Consider the following 19,641-nt stretch of genomic DNA (forward strand, 5'->3'; position numbering starts at 1 on the left):
TCACATCAAAATTTAAAACCAGTATGTAATGCAACTATACCACCAGTCATGTTGTGATATTTAACATCAACAAAACCCGCATTCTCCATCATTTTTTTCAATGTTTTTTGATCTGGATGCATACGGATTGATTCAGCTAAATAACGATAACTATCAGCATCATTGGCTACTATTTTCCCCATTAATGGTAACATGGTAAAAGAGTACAGATCATAGGCCTTATTTAAAATTTGATATTGTGGTTTAGAAAATTCTAAAATTAATAAACGTCCACCTGGTTTTAATACTCGCCACATAGAACGCAGCGCTTTATCTTTATCTGTCACATTACGTAAACCAAATGAAATAGTGATGCAATCAAAATAATTATCGGCAAAAGGTAATTCTTCAGCATTGGCTTGGACATATTCGATATTTTTAAATAGCCCTTTATCACGCAGTTTATCACGACCAACCTTTAACATTGATTCATTAATATCAGCCAGAACCACTAAGCCATCGTCACCGACAAGTTGGGAAAATTTGGCGGTTAAATCGCCGGTGCCACCAGCAAGATCTAGAACCTTTTGACCTTTACGTACACTACTATATTCAATGGTGATTTTTTTCCAGATACGGTGAATTCCAAATGACATCAAATCATTCATTACATCATATTTATCTGCTACAGAATGAAAGACTTCGGCAACACGTTTTACTTTTTCTTGTTTTAAAACTTGAGTAAAACCGAAATCAATTTTTTCTTGATTAGAGTTATCTTGTTTATCAGAAGATTGAGACATTAAAATTCACCTTACATCAGCATTTAGCCTATTCTAGCATAAGCCATGATAAATGCGATGAACTAAATCAATAATGCTTCAACCTTCTTTGACACTGTTTCAAAATGTTGTAACAGGGTATGCTGTGGGTTTAAATCTTTTTCATGAATAACAAGATCAAAATGATAACTCTTGGTTAATACTGTTAATACTTCATGCTCTTTTTGAAAAATTTGTCGATAACATTGAGCTAATGCAGCAAAATCAATTGAAGTAAATAATAATTTATTAGCAATCCTTTCAGCACTTGATATGCGTTCAACCTGCAACATAGCTATTTTAATATAATCAGACTCGCTTAAATAACGTTGATTATGACAGGCCGATATTTCACGCTGAATATAATTCACATAACCATTAGCTACATATTGAGTATTATAAATGTTAGCGAGTTGTATAGGTAAATCATTAAATTTTTGTGAACCAATAATTGCTACTTTTTTTACAAAAAAAGGTTTAGCTGCTTGCGCAATAAAAGACCAATTTTTATAAGGATTTTCACGAATAGCCGTTGCGCTGATAGGCATAAATTCACGATCAGCATCAATAATTACTACTGGACAACCAAAATAAAGTTGATGATTTTCTATATCTTGTAATTCGCTAGTGAAGACTACGGTAGGTTTTATTTTATATTCATCTAAGATGCACTTAACCCGTTCACTCCAATCCCGCCAACCATTAGGATAATACTCAATTCCAGCTTCATTTAAAACATGTACATGAATATTATGTCGATTTTTAAAGGTTTCTTGTAACCAAGAGAAGCGATCACTAACTTGAGGTTGTTTCGGTAGGCGACTTTTTTCAAAAAGTTGTTTATCTCGAGTTGCTTCACATCCAAGCATAATGTGAAGTTCATCAACTTGGCTCATTGCTTTTTCAATTAAATAAATATGCCCACAGTGTAACGGATAAAACTTTCCAAAAATTAAACCAATTTTATGTTTAGACACCATAACTTATACCAATAACATTTAAAAACCTAATAACAATGTACATTAAAAAAATGCATTTTCTACCCAAATCATGCTATTTCACTTAATTTGTCAATTAGCGATATAATTTTATCAGTAAAAACATTTATGGCAAAAATTAAATAACATAAAACTAATTTTGCATTGCATTTAATACAATACCCGTAGCCACTGAGATATTAAGAGCTGGCATATTGTCATTGCCTTGTAAATGAATCACCACATCTGCGCAACTAATCAATTTCATGTTTATTTGTTGAAAAATAACTAAGGCTACTTTTTTAGCAAACTTGACCTGTCGTAAGTCTGTGGAGGTTATGGATTTTACTTGACATGGTAATAACGCCACAACTTGATAGCCATGCTGTTTAAACAGATCTAACGATGCCATAAAATCATCACTTTTGATGGATTCTACTGCTTCAATTCCACCTTCAGCAACTCGCATAGCTGCCCCACTATCAAGTAGACTTGTTTGCCGTAACATAACACCATTAACTTCATAAAAAGCCGCACTCCGAATCAGCCCACCTAAATTATGTGGATTATTGACGTCATCTATTGCCAAAACACAATCTTCAATTTTATCACCATTAGCTTGCAAATAATTAAGTAACATTAGAGGAATGTGTTTTTTAATTATTAAACAGATACCACCATGATGGGCTGTTTGGGTAAGTTTAGTAATTTGTTCGTTAGAAACAACATCATAACCTAAACGTTGTTTGACCAACCATGTAATTAACTCTCTGAATTGATAAGTCATTTCTTGAATAATAAATAATTTAACAATTGCCGTACGGCGATGCTTGAATACTGCCTTACAGCTATTTTCGCTATAAACTATAGTTTCTTCTTTACGTTGACTATATTCATCATAACCAAAAGTTGGTAATTGTTCATTATCACGTACTTTTTTTTGCCAAGGGGAAGTATTGTCGTTAGATGACTTATATCGAGATTGCTTAGATTCAACACTATGCTGTTTACTAAAACTAGATTTACTAGCCCGCGGTTTAAATGTTTCAATACGATCGTTATGATCCGGTTTTACCTTTGACTTAGACTGAAAAGGTTCATTTTTACGCTTGTCTTTTTTAGCGTTGCTATTCCCATGTTTGGAACGGGAAGCTCCTGATGATTCATTATTTTTAGCATAAAAAATGGTTGGCTTATTTTTTTCAGTATCAGCATTCATATCAAATCTCAATATTAATTAGTTAACGGCTACGAATTGTTGGGGCAACTTTATCTAACACACCATTTACAAATTTATGGCTATCTTCAGCGCCAAAGGTTTTTGTCAAATCAATAGCTTCATTAATTACTACCTTATAAGGTACATCCTGACGTTTCATTAATTCATAAAGTGCAATTCTAAGTATAGCTAACTCAACTTGACCCAATTCATCAACTGAACGTTCAGTAAGATAAGGTGCCATTTTATTATCTAAATCAATAGTGTTTTTGATTACGCCATGGAGTAACTCTTTAAAATATTTAGCATCTACGCCCTTCATATCTTGTTCTGCGATAAAACTGGCTTCAACATCAACAAGATCATTTTTTGAAATCTGCCAAGAATAGATTGCTTGTACCGCACATTCTCTTGCTCGACGACGAGGATTAACTGATGCCACTAAATTACTCCTTAATTGCGTTAATGATATTTAGCATTTCAAGTGCCGTTAAAGCTGCTTCAGCACCTTTATTACCTGCTTTAGTCCCAGCTCGCTCAATGGCTTGTTCAATACTCTCAGTAGTTAAAATACCAAATCCTACTGGAATGGAATATTCTAAGCTAGCATTTAATAAACCAGAACTTGATTCACCGGCAACATAATCAAAATGCGCGGTACTTCCACGGATCACTGTACCTAATGCTACAATTGCTTCATATTTTTTAGATTGGGCGGCGACTTTGGTTGCTAATGGAATTTCATAAGCACCGGGCACCCAGATAACTGTAATGTTTTTTTCATCGACTTGCCCAATACGAGTCAATGCATCAATCGCACCATTAACTAAGCTATCATTAATAAAATGGTTGAAACGAGCCACTATAATTGCTACTTTGGCTTTTGGTGCAGCAACTTTACCTTTAACTGTTTGCATATTAATTCCTTATTAATTAATATTTAAATGCAATTTAAATATCACTTTGCGTGAAAAACTATGCCATAATTGTATCATATTTTATGGACTTATCCTATTAGCAAATAACGCTACCACAATGATTTAACAGCTAAATAAGCTAAATAAGATAAATAAAATAAAAAGATTCTACTTCTAGAATAAATACAAAATGTTGTAATTAATTTTTACTTGTACATGTAATCAATCTTCATCTTATAAATAAAGATTCAATTTTATTACTTGCAAGCAATAACGAACGTTTTAAAATGAGAAATAAATATTTTATATGATGGAGTAACACAAATGTATATAGACAATATCCGTAATGAATTGAACCAAGCAATTGAAGTGCTAGCTAATTTCGTTTCAAATGATGAAAATCTAAAGCGAGTTCAACAGGCCGCAATATTAATTGCTGATTCATTTAAGCAAGGAGGCAAAGTTCTTTCTTGTGGTAATGGTGGTTCTCATTGTGACGCCATGCATTTTGCGGAAGAATTAACTGGTCGGTATCGTAATGATCGCCCGGCTTATCCTGCTATTGCTATATCTGATGTTAGCCACATTTCATGTGTTGGTAATGATTATGGTTTTGACTCAATTTTTTCTCGTTATATAGAAGGAGTAGGTCAAAAAGGTGATGTTCTACTAGGTATCTCTACATCAGGAAATTCAGCAAATGTATTAAAAGCAATTCATGCGGCTAAACAAAAAGGTATGAAAATAATCACTCTTACGGGTAAAGATGGTGGCAAAATGAATGGGCTTGCTGATATTGATATTCGCGTACCTCATTTCGGCTATGCTGATCGTGTACAAGAAATCCATATCAAAGTTATCCATATTTTAATAATGTTAATTGAAAAAGAGATGGCAAACGTAAATGTGTGAATTATTGGGTATGAGTGCTAATGTACCAACCGATATCTGTTTTAGTTTTACTAGCCTAATTAAACGTGGTGGAGACAAAGGCCCTCACAAAGATGGTTGGGGTATTACTTTTTATGAAGGTAAAGGTTGCCGAACATTTAAAGATCCGCAACCTTGTAGCTATTCGCCTATTGCTAAAATGGTTCAGGAATATCCAATTAAATCTAAGGCTGTTGTAGCACATATTCGACAAGCTAACCGTGGTGGAGTGGCACTTGAAAATACCCATCCATTTACTCGCGAGTTATGGGGCAAAAACTGGACTTTTGCCCATAATGGACAATTAACTGATTATGAACAATTACCAACTGGATTATTTCAGCCGGTTGGAGCAACTGATAGCGAATATGCTTTTTGCTACCTAATTAATCAATTACACCAAAAATATCCGAATAAACCCGATGATGATCTACAATTATTTAATTTTATAAAACAATGTGCGAATGAATTAAGTAAGCTTGGCGTATTTAATATGTTGCTTTCTGATGGTCAATATGTTTTTGCATATTGCACAACTAATTTACATTGGATAACCAGAAAAGCACCATTTGGTAAAGCTAAATTAATTGATGAAGATGTAGAAATTGATTTCCAAAAGCATACTACCCCAGATGATGTAGTTACTATTATTTCGACACTACCACTTACTTCAAACGAAGTTTGGCATAAACTGCAAAAGGGTGAGGCTATTCTATTTAAAAATGGTGAAGTTATCCAATCTTCCTGGTTTTAACTCGTACCATTGGTGGTTCATCTTTAAATAGATATTGTAAATAGCCAAGTGTCAATAAACCAATTGCAGTAAGTACAATCCAAGGCAGATGTGGGAAGTTTATTCGCATAGCTATATCATACAACCAACCTGCACCTGTATAGCCAATAAAACCACCTAGTGCAAGCCCTAATCGACTAAACCCCATATAACTACCTTTTGCTCTAGGATTGGTCAGGACAGTAGAGAGTGTTTCTCGTGCTGGTTCAGCGATAATTGCACCTAAATAAAACAATGCAATTAATGATAATAACATTGATAGCTCGTTGGTAAATCCGATGATAATAAAGCCAAATGACATCAAAAATAAGCCAAATTTCAGTCGTTGATCTAATCTAAAATACTTTTCACTTAAACGTGCTAACGGATAAAGTAATAGCAATGAGATACCAGCTTGAATAGCATACATCCACTTTACATAACTTGGACTACCGGTTACATTGGTAATGGTTAACGGTAGCATCAACATAATTTGCACCCAAAGCACATAATAACCAGTTAGAGTTAATACATAACGCGTAAATTTTTTATCCTGTAACACCATTTTCATACCATTGATTATAGGTGCTTTACCAATAGCAATATGATAAGCCGGCAAAAAGAATATATTAAACAAACCACATAAAAAGAAAATAGTAGCGCCACACCAACAAACCAATTGGAAATCATAATCAATAAGAATGCCACCGATAAGAGCCCCAATGACAGCCCCTGCATTATCTTGAATCATTAACAGCGAAATAAATTTACCGCGTTCGTGAGGACGGGTAAATTTAATCGTCAAACCCATTCGTGGTGGATCAAACAACAATCCACCAAGTGCCGAAAGTAAACAAGAAAGCAGTAACAACCATGGTTCACTGGCAATTGCCATTGATACAAAGCCAACACAACGTAAAAACATGCCCCAAACAATCATTGGCTTAGCACCAAAACGGTCAGCAATAGCTCCACCTATAATTCCAAAACCTTGCTGAACAAATTGCCGAAAACCTAAAGCAAAACCAACAAATAACGCACTCCATCCCACTTGACTAACAAAGTGAGTCGAAACTAATGGAAAAACAACATAGAATCCTAAGACAATAAATAAATTATCTAATAATAGTATTTGTTTTCCCGTTTTACGAATCTGTGATGGTATCGGCATTTATTTTGTTCTTTCCGCTAAATAACCTTGATAATCAGGGATAGCAATTTCCACTTCATTGGTAAAAATCGAAGACTGAATCAATGCATTGGCAGTGGCTTGATTGGTAGCAGTCGGAATATTCCAAACTGTAGCTAAACGTAGCAATGCCTTTACATCTGGATCGTGTGGCACCGCATTAAGTGGATCCCAAAAGAAAATTAGGATATCAATTTTACCTTCTGCTATTAATGCGCCAATTTGTTGATCGCCTCCCATTGGACCACTCAGCATTGGGGTGATATTGAGTCCGGTTTGTTGTTTAATTAATGTTCCAGTCGTTCCGGTACCACATAAATTATGATGGGAAAGTTCTTGGCGATTTTTTTCACACCAACTTAATAAGTTGTCTTTTAAATGATCATGTGCGACTAAAGCAATATTTTTCTTGGCTGGTATTTTGCGGGTAGTATAAAGCATTATTGTCTTCCTATTTTATAGTTATCTGCCGTTTTTAACAGAGTATCAATAAAAGAGCAAGCAATATTTAACCCTAATTTAAAAAATAAAAAAGGCACCGAAGTGCCTTAAAAAGATACAACAATAGACTTGACTAGAATTGATAAATTAAACCAAGTGCCACTGTGTCTTTAGTAGTAGCTTTAATTTGAGATTTATTAAAACTATCATCATATAAACCACGACGAGCACCGATATCATCTTTATCTAACAAGTTAATTTTATAATCAATGATGGCTTGTAGATTTTTGTTAAAGTCATAAGTTAAACCAACATCCACATATTTAACTAAATCATTACCTTTAAGCTCTTCATCTCCGCTTCTTGATAATTTTGAAGCATCTTGAACTTTGTGTTGAATATAAGCAACAGATGGAGTTAAACGACCAATTTCAAAGTCAATGCCATATTGAGCAACCAATTCAAAACCTTTAGTTTTTAAATCATCTGCATTTCTGTTAATTGTGGCATTATCCCAACCATATTTTTGTTTACCTTGGATATATAAGGCCGCTAAATAAAGATTGTCATTGTCGTATTTAATACCTGCTGACCATGCTTTAGCATCTTTATGACCACCAGTTTGTGCATAACCAGCACCAATAGATATACCAGTATCTAATACATCCCAATCAACTACAGTACCCCAAGCTTCGGCACTATCATGACCATCATCACGTTCATGTTTGTTGAAATGCTTGGTAGAACTATTGTCACCATTATCTGCATATTGTACAGCAAAGCGTAAACCATCAACTAAACCGAAGAAGTCTGAATTACGATAAGTGGCAACAGCTTTAGTACGAGCTGATAAAGCATACAAATTATTATTAGAAGCATCACCACCAAATTCTGGTAATACGTCAGTATACGAAGTTAGAGTTTTTAACACCCCATCATTACGGCCATAATCAAACGCGCCAAAATCACCAAAATTTAAACCAGCAAAAGCATAACGAGTTTCGTTATCTGCATCTTCACCAGTATTAGTTTCATATTCCCAACGGCCATAACCGGTTACGCCTTCAGCAACTTGTGTTTGACCTGACATACCCAAACGAGCAGTAGTATTGTCACCCTCACCAGTTTGGTTATCACGATCAGTAATATAGTTTAAAGCATAAACTCGACCATAGAAGTCAACTTTATTACCATCTTTATTCCACACTTCAATAGAAGCGCTGGCAGTACCTGCAATTAATAGTGCAGGGATAGCGATTGCTAATAGATTACGTTTCATTTTTTACCCTCACAGGTATTTTATATTTAAAAAAAGATACAAATTACTTTGCTCTTGTGCTAATAAATAACTGCTTATATTTAGCAATTACATTATTATCTTGATTGGTTATTAAATTCACAGTTTTTATTACTAATAAAGTAAATCATCGATATCACACCTTTTGTGTGTAATTATTCTAAGGCGTTCAATTTAATTTTTTTAAACATAAAATGTGATTTTATTAGAAGTGAAGTGTAAAAAAAGAAAAAGGCACCAAAGTGCCTTTTTAAATCAGATATTAAGTTATTAGAACTGGTAAATCATACCAATACCTAACACATCTTTTGTACCTGGTTTATTTTCATGACGATCACGTTGAACTTTAGTATTCATCGCGGCGCCAACATCATCTCGATCAAGTAGATTAAATTTATATTCTACAAAAGTACTGAAGTTCTTATTTAGATCATAAGTAGCACCAAGCGAAACATATTTAACCATTGGTGAATTATCACCAGAATATAAGTAACCATAGTGATGGTAAGAATCTGTTTTTAATTTATGTTGAACATAAGCTAAAGATGGAGTTAAACGACCTACATCTAAATCAATACCATATTGAGCTACTAATTCGAAACCTTTAACCTTAGCATCAGTATCTGCAGTATAACCATCTGTCCATGTTAAATGAGTACCATTTTTTAATTTACTTTGGAAATAGTTAGCAGCTAAATATAGATTGTAGTTATCATATTTAATACCAGCTGTCCATGTATTGTGTCGGTGATCACTTGAACTTGATTGTGCGTAACCAGTGCCAGCAGTCAAGCCTGTATCAAAAATACGCCATTCAATATTAGCACCCCAAGCTTCTCTTGAGTCCTTTCTGAAACGATCCACAGAATTAGAGTTGTCACCATTATCTGCATATTGTAATGCAAAACTTAAATCATCAGTTAAACCGAAGAAATTACTGTTACGATAAGTCGCAACTGCTTTAGTACGTGCAGATAATACATGCCAGTCATTATTAGCAGCATCACCACCAAATTCAGGTAACACATCAGTATAAGCTGTAATTGCTTTTAACACACCGTCATTACGACCGTAGTCGAATGAACCATAGTCACCAAAGTTTAAACCAGCGAATGCATAACGAGTTTCGTTATCTGCATCTTCACCTGTTTTAGTTTCATATTCCCAACGGCCATAACCAGTGATGCCATCAGTAATTTGAGTTTGACCTGACATACCTAAACGAGCAGATGAGTCATCACCTTCGTTTTTTTGTCCACGATCAGTAACATGGTTAACAGCTTTTACTCGACCGTAAAAGTCAACCTTATTACCATCTTTGTTCCATACTTCGATAGATGCATTTGCGCCAGCTGCAACTAAAAGTGCAGGAATAGCGATTGCTAATAGATTACGTTTCATTTTTTACCCTCATGGTTATTGTTTTAAAAGACACTAATTATAAATTAGCGTCAATTTTTTACATTTATAACTCATCCAAAAATAATATTTTTGTATTATTTTTTTATATACTTTTTACAGTAGTGTAAATTATGTAGAAAAATTTTTTAAAATCAAGAGAACTTTTACTTAAATATGATGTCTAATTATAAAATAAGGTCTGTTTGCTTGTTTTTTGAGCGATTTTTAGAATATTTAACAGAATTAGCAAGTTATTAGAAACCAACCAAGAGGTCGATTTCTAATTTTTTTAGACTTAAAAAGAAGCATTTCGTGGCGTTCTTGGGAACGGAATGACATCGCGCACATTCTGAACACCAGTAACATACACAATTAAACGTTCAAAACCTAAACCGAAGCCTGAATGTGGCACAGTGCCATAACGGCGTAAATCACGATACCACCAGTAATCTTCTTTTTTAAGCCCCATTTCATCCATGCGTTTATCTAACATATCTAAACGTTCTTCACGCTGGGAACCGCCAATAATTTCGCCAATTCCTGGAGCCAACACATCCATAGCAGCCACTGTCTTACCATCATCATTCATACGCATATAAAATGCTTTAATATCTTTAGGATAGTTTTTGACAACCACTGGCGCTTTAAAATGTTGTTCAGCTAAATAACGCTCATGCTCAGAAGCTAAATCAATTCCCCAACTTACAGGATTTTCAAATTTGGCATCACAGTTTTGCAAAATAGTAATAGCATCAGTGTAATCCACTTGCGCAAAATCAGCTTGGATAAAATTTTCAAGACGATTAATTGCATCTTTATCTACATGCTGCGCAAAAAACTGCATATCATCTGCACGTTTGTCAAGCACTGCTTTAAACACATACTTCAACATGTCTTCAGCTAATTTGGCATTATCATTAAGATCTGCAAAGGCAACTTCAGGTTCCATCATCCAAAACTCGGCTAAATGGCGAGTAGTATTGGAATTTTCCGCTCTAAATGTTGGGCCAAAAGTATATACTTTTGATAAAGCACAAGCATAAGTTTCAGCATTTAATTGACCAGAAACCGTTAAAAATGCTTCTTTACCAAAAAAATCTTTATCAAAATCTATGTTACCTTTATCTGTTTTAGGTAGATTTAACAGATCGAGGGTCGAGACCCGAAACATTTCACCCGCACCTTCGGTATCCGATGCAGTAATAAGCGGCGTAGACAACCAAAAGAAGCCTCGTTCATCAAAAAATTGATGAATTGCTTGAGCAAGCGTATGCCGTACTCGCGTTATTGCACCAACAATATTAGTACGTGCGCGCAAATGAGCTACTTCACGCAAATATTCAATGGAATGGCGTTTTGCTGCCATTGGGTAAGTATCAGGATCTTCAACAAAGCCAAAAACTTCTATAGAAGCCGCTTGTAATTCATATTTTTGTCCTTGCCCCGGTGATTCTACCACTGTACCTGTAACCTTGACCGAACAACCCGCAGTTAACCGTAATACATCTTGTTCATAATTTGGTAAAGATTTTTCAATTACCGCTTGGATAGGATCAAAGCAAGAACCATCATATACAGCCAAAAAAGAAATGCCGGCTTTAGAATCCCGGCGAGTTCTTACCCAACCTTGAACTGAAATTGTGCTACCAACAGCAATTTTTCCTTGTAACACATCAACAATAGGTGCAACTGAATTCATTTTAATTATCCATCTCTACGTTATTAATTTAATTATATAAGTAATAGTAATACAGATCTATTCTAACTGTCATTTCGGTTTGCAATAGAAATGAGTTAGAAAGGAAACAACTATAAGGTAACCTTGTTTACTGATTTTTAATTGCCACATTAATACCAAAGTTAAACTTGTGATTAATGCTCAACACTAAATGTTCGTTTTAACTCATCAATGAACGCCAAATCTTGAGATATGGTTTTACCCGGACTATCTGATAACTTAGCCACTGGTTGGTGATTACACTCCGTCAATTTAAGCACAATATTTAGCGCTTTAGTATTAACAGTTACTGACGGAATATCACAAGCTAAAAAGCCACCAATACCAAATGATAATTGTACACGATGATTAAAGTGTCTATAAATTTTAATAGCTTTATCAAAATTTAAACTATCAGAAAATACCAATAATTTGGTTTTAGGATCAATACCTAACTTCTGATAATGACTAATTGCTTTTTCACCCCATTTGATAGGATCACCTGAGTCATGGCGAAGACCTTGGTAATGAGTAGCAAAATATACATTAAAATCACGCAAAAATGCATCCATAGTAATACAATCAGTTAAAGCAACATCTAAATCGTGTGGGTATTCATCTAACCATACTTGCAATGCATTTTTTTGGCAATCTTCTAAACTTGAACTTAAACGCTGGTGAGCTTGGAACCATTCATGCGCTTGGGTACCAACAGGTTTCAACCCTAAACGATAGGCTAGCAAATAATTACTGGTACTATGGAAATTTTTAAAATTGGCTTGCAAATAGCTTACGACAGTTTCTTGCACTGCGAATGAATAACGGCGACGAGTACCAAAATCCATCAGATTAAAACCAGACATATCCAAATCAGCTGTGTTTTGATCAAATGCTACTAATTTATCTTTAAGGTGTGCTAAAGCCTCAGGTACACCAATATTAGGCGAGCGATCTTTATGCACAATTTCACTAATCACCGCCAATAATGGTACTTCCCATAAAATCACATCTAACCAACGCCCAGCTATACGAATAACCAGTAATCCATTTTGATTTTCAATGGTAAGTAACTCACTATTAAAGCGCCATTTTTTTAACCAAATTAAATAATCTGATTTAAAAAAAGATATTTGTGATAAATAATTAAACTCATCATCAGATAAAGCTAATGATTCCATTAATTTGACTTGATGCTTAATTTCTGCAACATATTGACCAAATAAATCATCACTACGACAACGAAATTCGGCAACAACAGTAGTGTCGGGATAATGATGAAAAACGGCTTGCTGCATATGCAACTTATAAGCATCAGTATCTAATATTGATGTGATGATAGCTGGTAACATAGTGAATTAATTATCAGTACTTTAAAAAATACTGGTGATTATAGCAGAATAATAATGAAGATATAGATTAATTAATATAATAAGATTATTTTTAATCAGTTATAATAACTTATCTAAGTTATCTAAGTTATTTAAATAATTTAACCCATATACATATTAATAATGTTAATAAGATCTTTCCTCTAATTAGATTGTAATGAGAATAATTATCGCCTTTTTAGCATATTAATTTATTATAATGATCTAATTCGTTAATTAAGCAATAACATTAAAGGCACGTAGACAATGAGTACAAATACCACTGAAACTAAACCGATTGCCAAATATCGCCTTGATTATAAGGCCCCCGATTTTACCATTACTGATATCGATCTCGATTTTGATTTAGCCCCCGAAGTTACTACGGTTACCGCTCGTAGCCGTCTTGTGCAAAAAAATAATAGCGCCAATGAGTTAATTTTAGATGGCGAAGATCTTAAATTAATTTCCATCAATATAGATGAACAACCTTGGCATGATTACCAAATTACGGATACTGGCTTAATTATCCGTAATGTTCCTGCTGAATTTACCTTAACTATCGTTAACGAAATCAAACCAATTGATAATACTGCGCTTGAAGGTTTATATGTCTCTGGCGAAGCACTATGCACCCAATGTGAAGCGGAAGGCTTTCGTCATATTACCTATTATTTGGATCGACCCGATGTGTTAGCCAGATTCTCAACACGGATTACCGCTAATAAACAGAACTACCCTTACCTACTTTCTAATGGTAACCGTATTGCTCAAGGCGAACTTGCTGATGGTCGTCATTGGGTGCAATGGCAAGATCCGTTTCCAAAACCATGTTACCTATTTGCCTTAGTGGCTGGTGATTTTGATATTTTGACAGATCATTTCATCACCAAATCAAAACGTAAAGTAGATTTAGAAATCTATGTCGACAAAGGTAATTTAGATCGTTCTCATTGGGCTATGACCAGCTTAAAAAATGCTATGCGCTGGGATGAAACCCGTTTTGATCTAGAATATGATTTAGATATTTTTATGATTGTGGCGGTTGATTTCTTTAATATGGGAGCAATGGAGAATAAAGGCCTTAATATCTTTAACTCCAAATATGTACTTGCTAAACCTGAAACCGCAACTGACGACGATTATTTAGGTATTGAATCAGTTATTGGTCATGAATATTTTCATAATTGGACTGGCGATCGGGTGACTTGTCGTGACTGGTTCCAACTCAGTTTAAAAGAAGGTTTAACCGTATTTCGTGATCAAGAATTTACTTCTGATAGCGGATTAAGAGCCGTAAAACGCATTAATGATGTCAAATTAATGCGTACCGTGCAATTTGCTGAAGATGCCAGCCCAATGTCTCATCCAATTCGCCCTGAGCAAGTCATCGAGATGAATAATTTCTATACCGTAACCGTGTACGAAAAAGGAGCGGAAGTGATTCGCATGCTACATACCCTGTTAGGTGAAGATAAATTCCAAGAAGGAATGAAGCTCTATATCAAACGCCATGATGGCAGCGCTGCCACTTGTGATGATTTTGTTGCGGCGATGCAAGATGCCTCAGGCATTGACCTAACCCAATTTAAATTATGGTATAGCCAGTCAGGTACACCAGAATTAACCGTGACTGATAGTTATGATGCTCAAACTAAACAATATACCTTAACAGTTGAACAATATACGCCAGCAACCCAAGATCAAAAGCAAAAACAAGCACTACATATTCCACTTGATATTGAATTATATCAACACAATGGTGAAGTTATTCCATTACAATATCAAGGTAAAACGGTTCATCATGTTCTAAATTTAACGCAAACTAAACAGCAATTTATATTTAACAACGTGCCAGAACAACCGATTATTTCGTTGTTACGTGACTTTTCTGCACCAGTTAAATTAAACTATGATTACCAAGATAATGATTTGATTTTCCTTATGCAACATGCCAGCAATGCCTTTAGCCGCTATGATGCTGCGCAGATGTTATTGGCAAAATACGTTCGCTTAAATGTCAAAAATTATCAACAGAATATCCAACAAATCTTACCGGAATCGGTAATAGATGCATTCAGATCTGTATTACTTTCAGAAACAGTTAATCCGGCATTGATAGCGCAAATTTTGACACTGCCATCTGAAAATGAGTTAGCTAATTTATTTGTAGAAGTTGATCCAATTGCGATTTACCAAGTCCGTCATTATTTATCAACCCGTTTTGCTAATGAACTTTATGACGAACTTAATGCGGTTTATCAGCATAATAAAACCCATGAATATCATATTAATCATGTCGATATTGCTAAACGTTCATTAAAAAATTGTTGTTTAGCCTTACTCGCATATGCTGACAATAAAACTCAAGCCAGTACGTTAGTTAGCCAACAATATTACCATGCTAACAATATGACTGATTGTTTATCCGCTTTAACCACCGCGGTCAAAGCTGAGCTTAATTGTCGCGCTGAACTATTGGCTGATTTTGATAATAAATGGTATCAAGATGGACTGGTTATGGATAAATGGTTAACTTTAAATGCCACTAGCCCGGATAAACAAGTGCTAACAACCGTGAAAAAGTTGTTAACACATCGCTCATTTACGCTTAGTAATCCAAACCGAATCCGATCACTTATTGGCGCTTTCGTCAATAATAATCCGGTAGCTTTCCACGCTGAGGATGGCAGTGGTTATCAATTTTTAGTTGAAATTCTTACTGAGCTAAACCAGAAAAATCCACAAGTTGCCGCACGATTAATCGAACCACTTATTCGTTTAAAACGCTATGGTGAAAAACGTCAGCAACAAATACGCCATGCTTTAGAGTCTTTATTAAAAATAGAACACTTATCAAAAGATCTCTATGAAAAAATTAGTAAAGCACTAGCCGCATAATCAAATAAATCTCATCCTATGTTAACAATAGGATGAGATTAATGAAGTTAATGTTCGTGATTAATACGCAAACGTATAGTGGACCTGAAACATCTTTACAACTATTTTAATGAGTCTTTATTATGACAACAATTAAAGAAATAACACCAACAGAGTTAGCGCAAAAATTACATCTGCATGAACAGCTTTTTTTATTAGATGTACGCGAAGAGAATGAAGTAGCAATTTGTACCATTGTAGGTGCTACTCACATTCCGATGAAGCTGATCCCACTGTATTTAGATCAAATTCCTGACGACGTAACTATTGTAATTTATTGCCATCATGGTAATCGCAGCCTTAATGTTGCCAATTATTTAGTTGAAAATGGCTTTGAAGCTGATGATATTTATAACCTCACTGGTGGTATTGATGCTTGGGCTTTAACTGTAGATAAGCAAATGCCAAGATATTAAACAGCCTGTCGTTAAACAGGCCTAATTTACCCTTATTATTGTGGCATCACCCAATAACCATTTTGGTTATGTGCTTGCATATAATCTTTAAATTGCTGAGATTGGTAAATACGCTTAACATCTTGTGCCCATTGACTATTTTCATTACCACCATTAACCACTACCATAATTTCTAAATCAGGAATAATCGTTTCCGACAATAGTGCTTTGTTGGAGTCAATATTGGCAGAGTAAACAATACTCCCTGGTATCACGGCAAAGTCTAAATCATTAAGTACTCGCGGAATGTTAGCCGAATCCATTTCAATAATTTCAATGCCTGCAAAATTTTGTGCTATATCATTTTTATTCACAATAATGGGATTGGTATTAGCTTTTAATTTAATCCAGCCCGCTTTTTCTAATAAATTATAGGCTCGTGCAGCGTTGGAAGCATCTTGCGGAATAGCCACTTTTGCGCCACTAACTACTTGTTTTAAAGAAGTATACTTATTAGAAAAAATTGCCGCAGGCACTGAGGGAACATGCACAACTGGTTTTAAATTAGCTTTGCGCTGCTGATTAAATACATCCATATAAGCGGTGTGTTGCGCCACCGTCAAATCAATACTGCCTTCACTTAATGCTACATCAGACTCAAGTAAATGCGGAAAATTAACTAACTTCACCTTATAACCTTCGGATTCTAAAATCGGTTTGACCGCATCTTTAAAAAGGTCATTATATGGTCCCGGTGAAACTCCCATACTAATTTCTTTTTTAGTTTGATTATTGTCTGACTTTGCTGAGTTATCACAAGCAGTTATAACTAATGCAGAACTGGTTAATAGTATTATGGCAATATATTTAAATAAATTCGATTTGCTAAAGTAGTTTCTCATGTTGATAATCCTTATAAACTTGTAATATTAGCTACTCTAGCACAGAAAAAACACTTCATTTATTCCATGTTATTCTAACTTATAACTAAAAGGAATAAGATATAAAAAACGATTATTAGAGCAACAAATTAACATGTGCTACCGTTTAAATCATGATTAATGATTCAGCGTAGGAACGACTATGACTAATTCTGTTGCAAACACAATCCATAAACTTTTTAAGGAATTACATCGACATCCTGAACTTTCAAATCAAGAATTTGAAACTACCAAAAGATTACGTTCTTATTTACAACAAGCTAATATCCGCATATTAGAACTAGGAGCAAAAACTGGAGTTATTGCTGAAATCGGTTCTGGATCACCAATACTAGCATTGCGTGCCGACATTGACGCTTTACCTATTGAGGAACAAACCGAATTAGATTATCGATCCCAAAATAGTGAGGTTATGCACGCTTGTGGTCATGATTTACATGCATCAGTTTTGATGGGGGCCGCCTATCACCTTAAAGCTCAAGAAAAGAATTTACAAGGCACAGTGCGCTTACTGTTTCAACCAGCAGAAGAGAATTTTAGTGGCGCTTTACATTTTATAGATATCGGTGCACTTAATGGTGTGGATGCAATTCTTGGGTTACACAATAATCCTAACCTAACTGTCAATCAAATGACTTCATGTGCTGGTCCATTCTCAGCCAATGTTGATCGCATAGAAATTACGGTAACTGGCGTTGGCGCACATGCTGCCAGACCAGAATGGGGTATCGATCCTATTGTTATTGGCGCCCAAATTGTCAGTGCTATACAAACTATTTCTAGTCGCACCATTAGTGGTTTAGATCCTGTTGTTGTCAGTATTACTAAGTTTTTAGGCGGTAATACTTGGAATGTTACCCCGGAAAAAGTCGAAATGGAAGGTACAGTACGAACTTTAACCCCCGAAGTTAGAGCTAAAGTAAAACAACAATTAACCAGTATTGTTGAAAACGTAGCTATTAGTATGGGGGCCAAAGCAGAACTTAGATGGTTTGATGGTCCGCCATCGGTTATTAATGTGGCTAAATGGGTTACATTGGCAAAGCAAGTAGCAAAACAAACAGGTTATGAAGTGGTTGATTCTAAATCTGGTCTGGGAGGAGAAGATTTTGCTCATTACCTGCACCTAGTACCTGGGGCATTTATAAATCTTGGTTCGCAAAGTTCGTATGCGGTGCACCATCCTAAATTTCAAATTAATCTGGATATGTTAACCCCAGCAGCTAATTATCTATATGAACTGGCTAAGCAAGCACTTATCGATTTAAAACATAATAATAAATAGGTTGCATAATGATTAGATTTGAAAATGTATCCAAGCAATATGAACGCAATGGTGTTACAACCCAAGCGCTAGAAAACATTAATTTAACCATTAATAAAGGCGATATTTATGGCATTATTGGTTATAGCGGAGCAGGCAAAAGCACCTTAGTTCGCTTAATCAATTTTTTAGAAAAACCGACACAAGGCAGAGTGACAATTCAAAATCAAATCCTTAACGATCTATCTAATAGCGAATTACGTAAAGTAAGGCGAAAGATTGGCATGATTTTTCAACACTTTAATTTACTTGAATCGAAAACGGTATTTGAAAACGTCGCTATCCCATTAATTTTACTAAAAGAAAAAAAACATAATATTGAGCAAAGAGTTGCGGAGTTGCTTGAATTTGTAGGGTTAAAAGATAAAGCTAATAGCTATCCGAAAGAATTATCTGGAGGACAAAAACAACGCATTGGCATTGCCCGAGCTCTCGCTAATAATCCAGATATTCTACTTTGTGATGAAGCTACTTCAGCGCTTGATCCGCAAACAACCCAAGCAATTTTAGATTTAATCAAAAAAATTAACGAGCAGTATAAAATCACTGTGGTATTAATCACTCATGAAATGCATGTTATTCAACAAATTTGCCATAAAGTTGCGGTTATGGAAAAAGGTAAAATTATTGAGTATGGCAATGTGCTTGAAGTGTTTGGTCACCCTCAGCAACCAACAACCCAAAATTTTGTTAGTTCTGTCATTAATGATCAAATCCCTTCAGGAGTAGTCGAAAATTTACTGGAAACCGAAGAAATTAAACATAATTTCAAATTGTTTAAACTTGAATTCCTTGGACTATCGGCCTCTGAGCCAGTAGTTAATGCTCTTATTTTACAACGAAAAGTGGTAGTTAATATTTTATTTGCTCATATGTCAGAAATCCAAAAAACTGTTATTGGTAGCATGTTTGTGCAATTACAAGGGAACGATATTGATATCAACGATGCGGTACATTATTTGCGCCAAAATGGCGTGCAAGTATCCGAAATTCATGATTGGGAGATTAACTAAA

Annotated in this window: 18 protein-coding genes; 6 read left to right on the forward strand and 12 right to left on the reverse strand. The window is 35.0% G+C overall.

Features of this window, described 5'->3' with window-relative positions; genetic code table 11:
- Nucleotides 1-5: 5 nt before the first annotated feature.
- The 5 genes from ubiE to ribH form a co-directional block, all read right to left on the reverse strand.
- Complete coding sequence (gene ubiE / locus A9G12_RS08875; RefSeq protein WP_065565469.1) at nucleotides 6-782, reverse strand: bifunctional demethylmenaquinone methyltransferase/2-methoxy-6-polyprenyl-1,4-benzoquinol methylase UbiE; 777 nt, start codon at nucleotides 780-782, stop codon at nucleotides 6-8.
- A 62-nt stretch (nucleotides 783-844) separates the two neighbouring features.
- Nucleotides 845-1,777, reverse strand: a complete 933-nt coding sequence (nadR, locus tag A9G12_RS08880; RefSeq protein WP_176701755.1) for a multifunctional transcriptional regulator/nicotinamide-nucleotide adenylyltransferase/ribosylnicotinamide kinase NadR — start codon at nucleotides 1,775-1,777, stop codon at nucleotides 845-847.
- Between the two features lie 154 nt (nucleotides 1,778-1,931).
- On the reverse strand, nucleotides 1,932-2,996 hold the full coding sequence (locus A9G12_RS08885) for a TrmH family RNA methyltransferase (RefSeq protein WP_065565471.1): 1,065 nt from the start codon (nucleotides 2,994-2,996) through the stop codon (nucleotides 1,932-1,934).
- 22 nt (nucleotides 2,997-3,018) lie between these two features.
- Nucleotides 3,019-3,438: a transcription antitermination factor NusB gene (gene nusB, locus A9G12_RS08890; RefSeq protein ID WP_065565472.1), complete on the reverse strand. Its 420-nt coding sequence runs from the start codon at nucleotides 3,436-3,438 to the stop codon at nucleotides 3,019-3,021.
- Between the two features lie 4 nt (nucleotides 3,439-3,442).
- Entirely contained in the window at nucleotides 3,443-3,913 is a 471-nt protein-coding gene (gene ribH, locus A9G12_RS08895) for a 6,7-dimethyl-8-ribityllumazine synthase (RefSeq protein ID WP_065565473.1), read from the reverse strand.
- Nucleotides 3,914-4,237: 324 nt separating this feature from the next.
- On the opposite strand from ribH, the gene lpcA reads away from it, so the two are divergent.
- Both lpcA and A9G12_RS08905 read left to right on the forward strand, forming a co-directional pair.
- Nucleotides 4,238-4,825: a D-sedoheptulose 7-phosphate isomerase gene (lpcA, locus tag A9G12_RS08900; RefSeq protein WP_065565474.1), complete on the forward strand. Its 588-nt coding sequence runs from the start codon at nucleotides 4,238-4,240 to the stop codon at nucleotides 4,823-4,825.
- Nucleotides 4,818-5,597, forward strand: a complete 780-nt coding sequence (locus A9G12_RS08905) for a class II glutamine amidotransferase (RefSeq protein WP_065565475.1) — start codon at nucleotides 4,818-4,820, stop codon at nucleotides 5,595-5,597. Before lpcA ends, A9G12_RS08905 begins: the two co-directional genes overlap by 8 nt.
- On the opposite strand, the gene mdtH is transcribed toward A9G12_RS08905, so the two are convergent.
- From mdtH to pncB, 6 genes are all read right to left on the reverse strand, one after another.
- Nucleotides 5,575-6,786 (reverse strand): multidrug efflux MFS transporter MdtH, encoded by a 1,212-nt coding sequence (gene mdtH, locus A9G12_RS08910; RefSeq protein WP_065565476.1) that lies wholly within the window; start codon nucleotides 6,784-6,786, stop codon nucleotides 5,575-5,577. The genes A9G12_RS08905 and mdtH overlap by 23 nt on opposite strands.
- Nucleotides 6,787-7,245: a methylglyoxal synthase gene (locus tag A9G12_RS08915; protein WP_065565477.1), complete on the reverse strand. Its 459-nt coding sequence runs from the start codon at nucleotides 7,243-7,245 to the stop codon at nucleotides 6,787-6,789.
- Nucleotides 7,246-7,378: 133 nt separating this feature from the next.
- Nucleotides 7,379-8,524, reverse strand: a complete 1,146-nt coding sequence (locus A9G12_RS08920) for a porin (protein ID WP_065565478.1) — start codon at nucleotides 8,522-8,524, stop codon at nucleotides 7,379-7,381.
- Between the two features lie 288 nt (nucleotides 8,525-8,812).
- Nucleotides 8,813-9,943 carry a porin gene (locus A9G12_RS08925; protein ID WP_065565479.1) on the reverse strand — a complete coding sequence of 377 codons (1,131 nt, stop codon included), beginning with the start codon at nucleotides 9,941-9,943 and terminating at the stop codon, nucleotides 8,813-8,815.
- A gap of 295 nt (nucleotides 9,944-10,238) precedes the next feature.
- Nucleotides 10,239-11,642: an asparagine--tRNA ligase gene (gene asnS, locus A9G12_RS08930; RefSeq protein ID WP_065565480.1), complete on the reverse strand. Its 1,404-nt coding sequence runs from the start codon at nucleotides 11,640-11,642 to the stop codon at nucleotides 10,239-10,241.
- A 173-nt stretch (nucleotides 11,643-11,815) separates the two neighbouring features.
- Nucleotides 11,816-13,009, reverse strand: coding sequence for a nicotinate phosphoribosyltransferase (pncB, locus tag A9G12_RS08935; RefSeq protein WP_065565481.1), 1,194 nt, complete (start codon nucleotides 13,007-13,009; stop codon nucleotides 11,816-11,818).
- Between the two features lie 285 nt (nucleotides 13,010-13,294).
- Between pncB and pepN the strand changes: the two genes are divergently transcribed.
- Both pepN and A9G12_RS08945 read left to right on the forward strand, forming a co-directional pair.
- Entirely contained in the window at nucleotides 13,295-15,928 is a 2,634-nt protein-coding gene (gene pepN, locus A9G12_RS08940; protein ID WP_065565482.1) for an aminopeptidase N, read from the forward strand.
- A 122-nt stretch (nucleotides 15,929-16,050) separates the two neighbouring features.
- Nucleotides 16,051-16,383 carry a rhodanese-like domain-containing protein gene (locus A9G12_RS08945; RefSeq protein ID WP_065565483.1) on the forward strand — a complete coding sequence of 111 codons (333 nt, stop codon included), beginning with the start codon at nucleotides 16,051-16,053 and terminating at the stop codon, nucleotides 16,381-16,383.
- Nucleotides 16,384-16,418: 35 nt separating this feature from the next.
- Here A9G12_RS08945 and A9G12_RS08950 read toward each other — a convergent pair whose 3' ends face one another.
- Nucleotides 16,419-17,264 carry a MetQ/NlpA family ABC transporter substrate-binding protein gene (locus A9G12_RS08950; RefSeq protein WP_065565484.1) on the reverse strand — a complete coding sequence of 282 codons (846 nt, stop codon included), beginning with the start codon at nucleotides 17,262-17,264 and terminating at the stop codon, nucleotides 16,419-16,421.
- A 181-nt stretch (nucleotides 17,265-17,445) separates the two neighbouring features.
- On the opposite strand from A9G12_RS08950, the gene A9G12_RS08955 reads away from it, so the two are divergent.
- Nucleotides 17,446-18,588, forward strand: coding sequence for an amidohydrolase (locus A9G12_RS08955; protein WP_065565485.1), 1,143 nt, complete (start codon nucleotides 17,446-17,448; stop codon nucleotides 18,586-18,588).
- 8 nt (nucleotides 18,589-18,596) lie between these two features.
- Nucleotides 18,597-19,640 carry a methionine ABC transporter ATP-binding protein gene (locus A9G12_RS08960; protein ID WP_065565486.1) on the forward strand — a complete coding sequence of 348 codons (1,044 nt, stop codon included), beginning with the start codon at nucleotides 18,597-18,599 and terminating at the stop codon, nucleotides 19,638-19,640.
- Nucleotide 19,641: the final 1 nt, after the last annotated feature.

It is taken from the genome of Gilliamella sp. wkB112 (assembly GCF_001690685.1).
Taxonomy (GTDB): Bacteria; Pseudomonadota; Gammaproteobacteria; order Enterobacterales; family Orbaceae; genus Gilliamella; species Gilliamella apicola_J.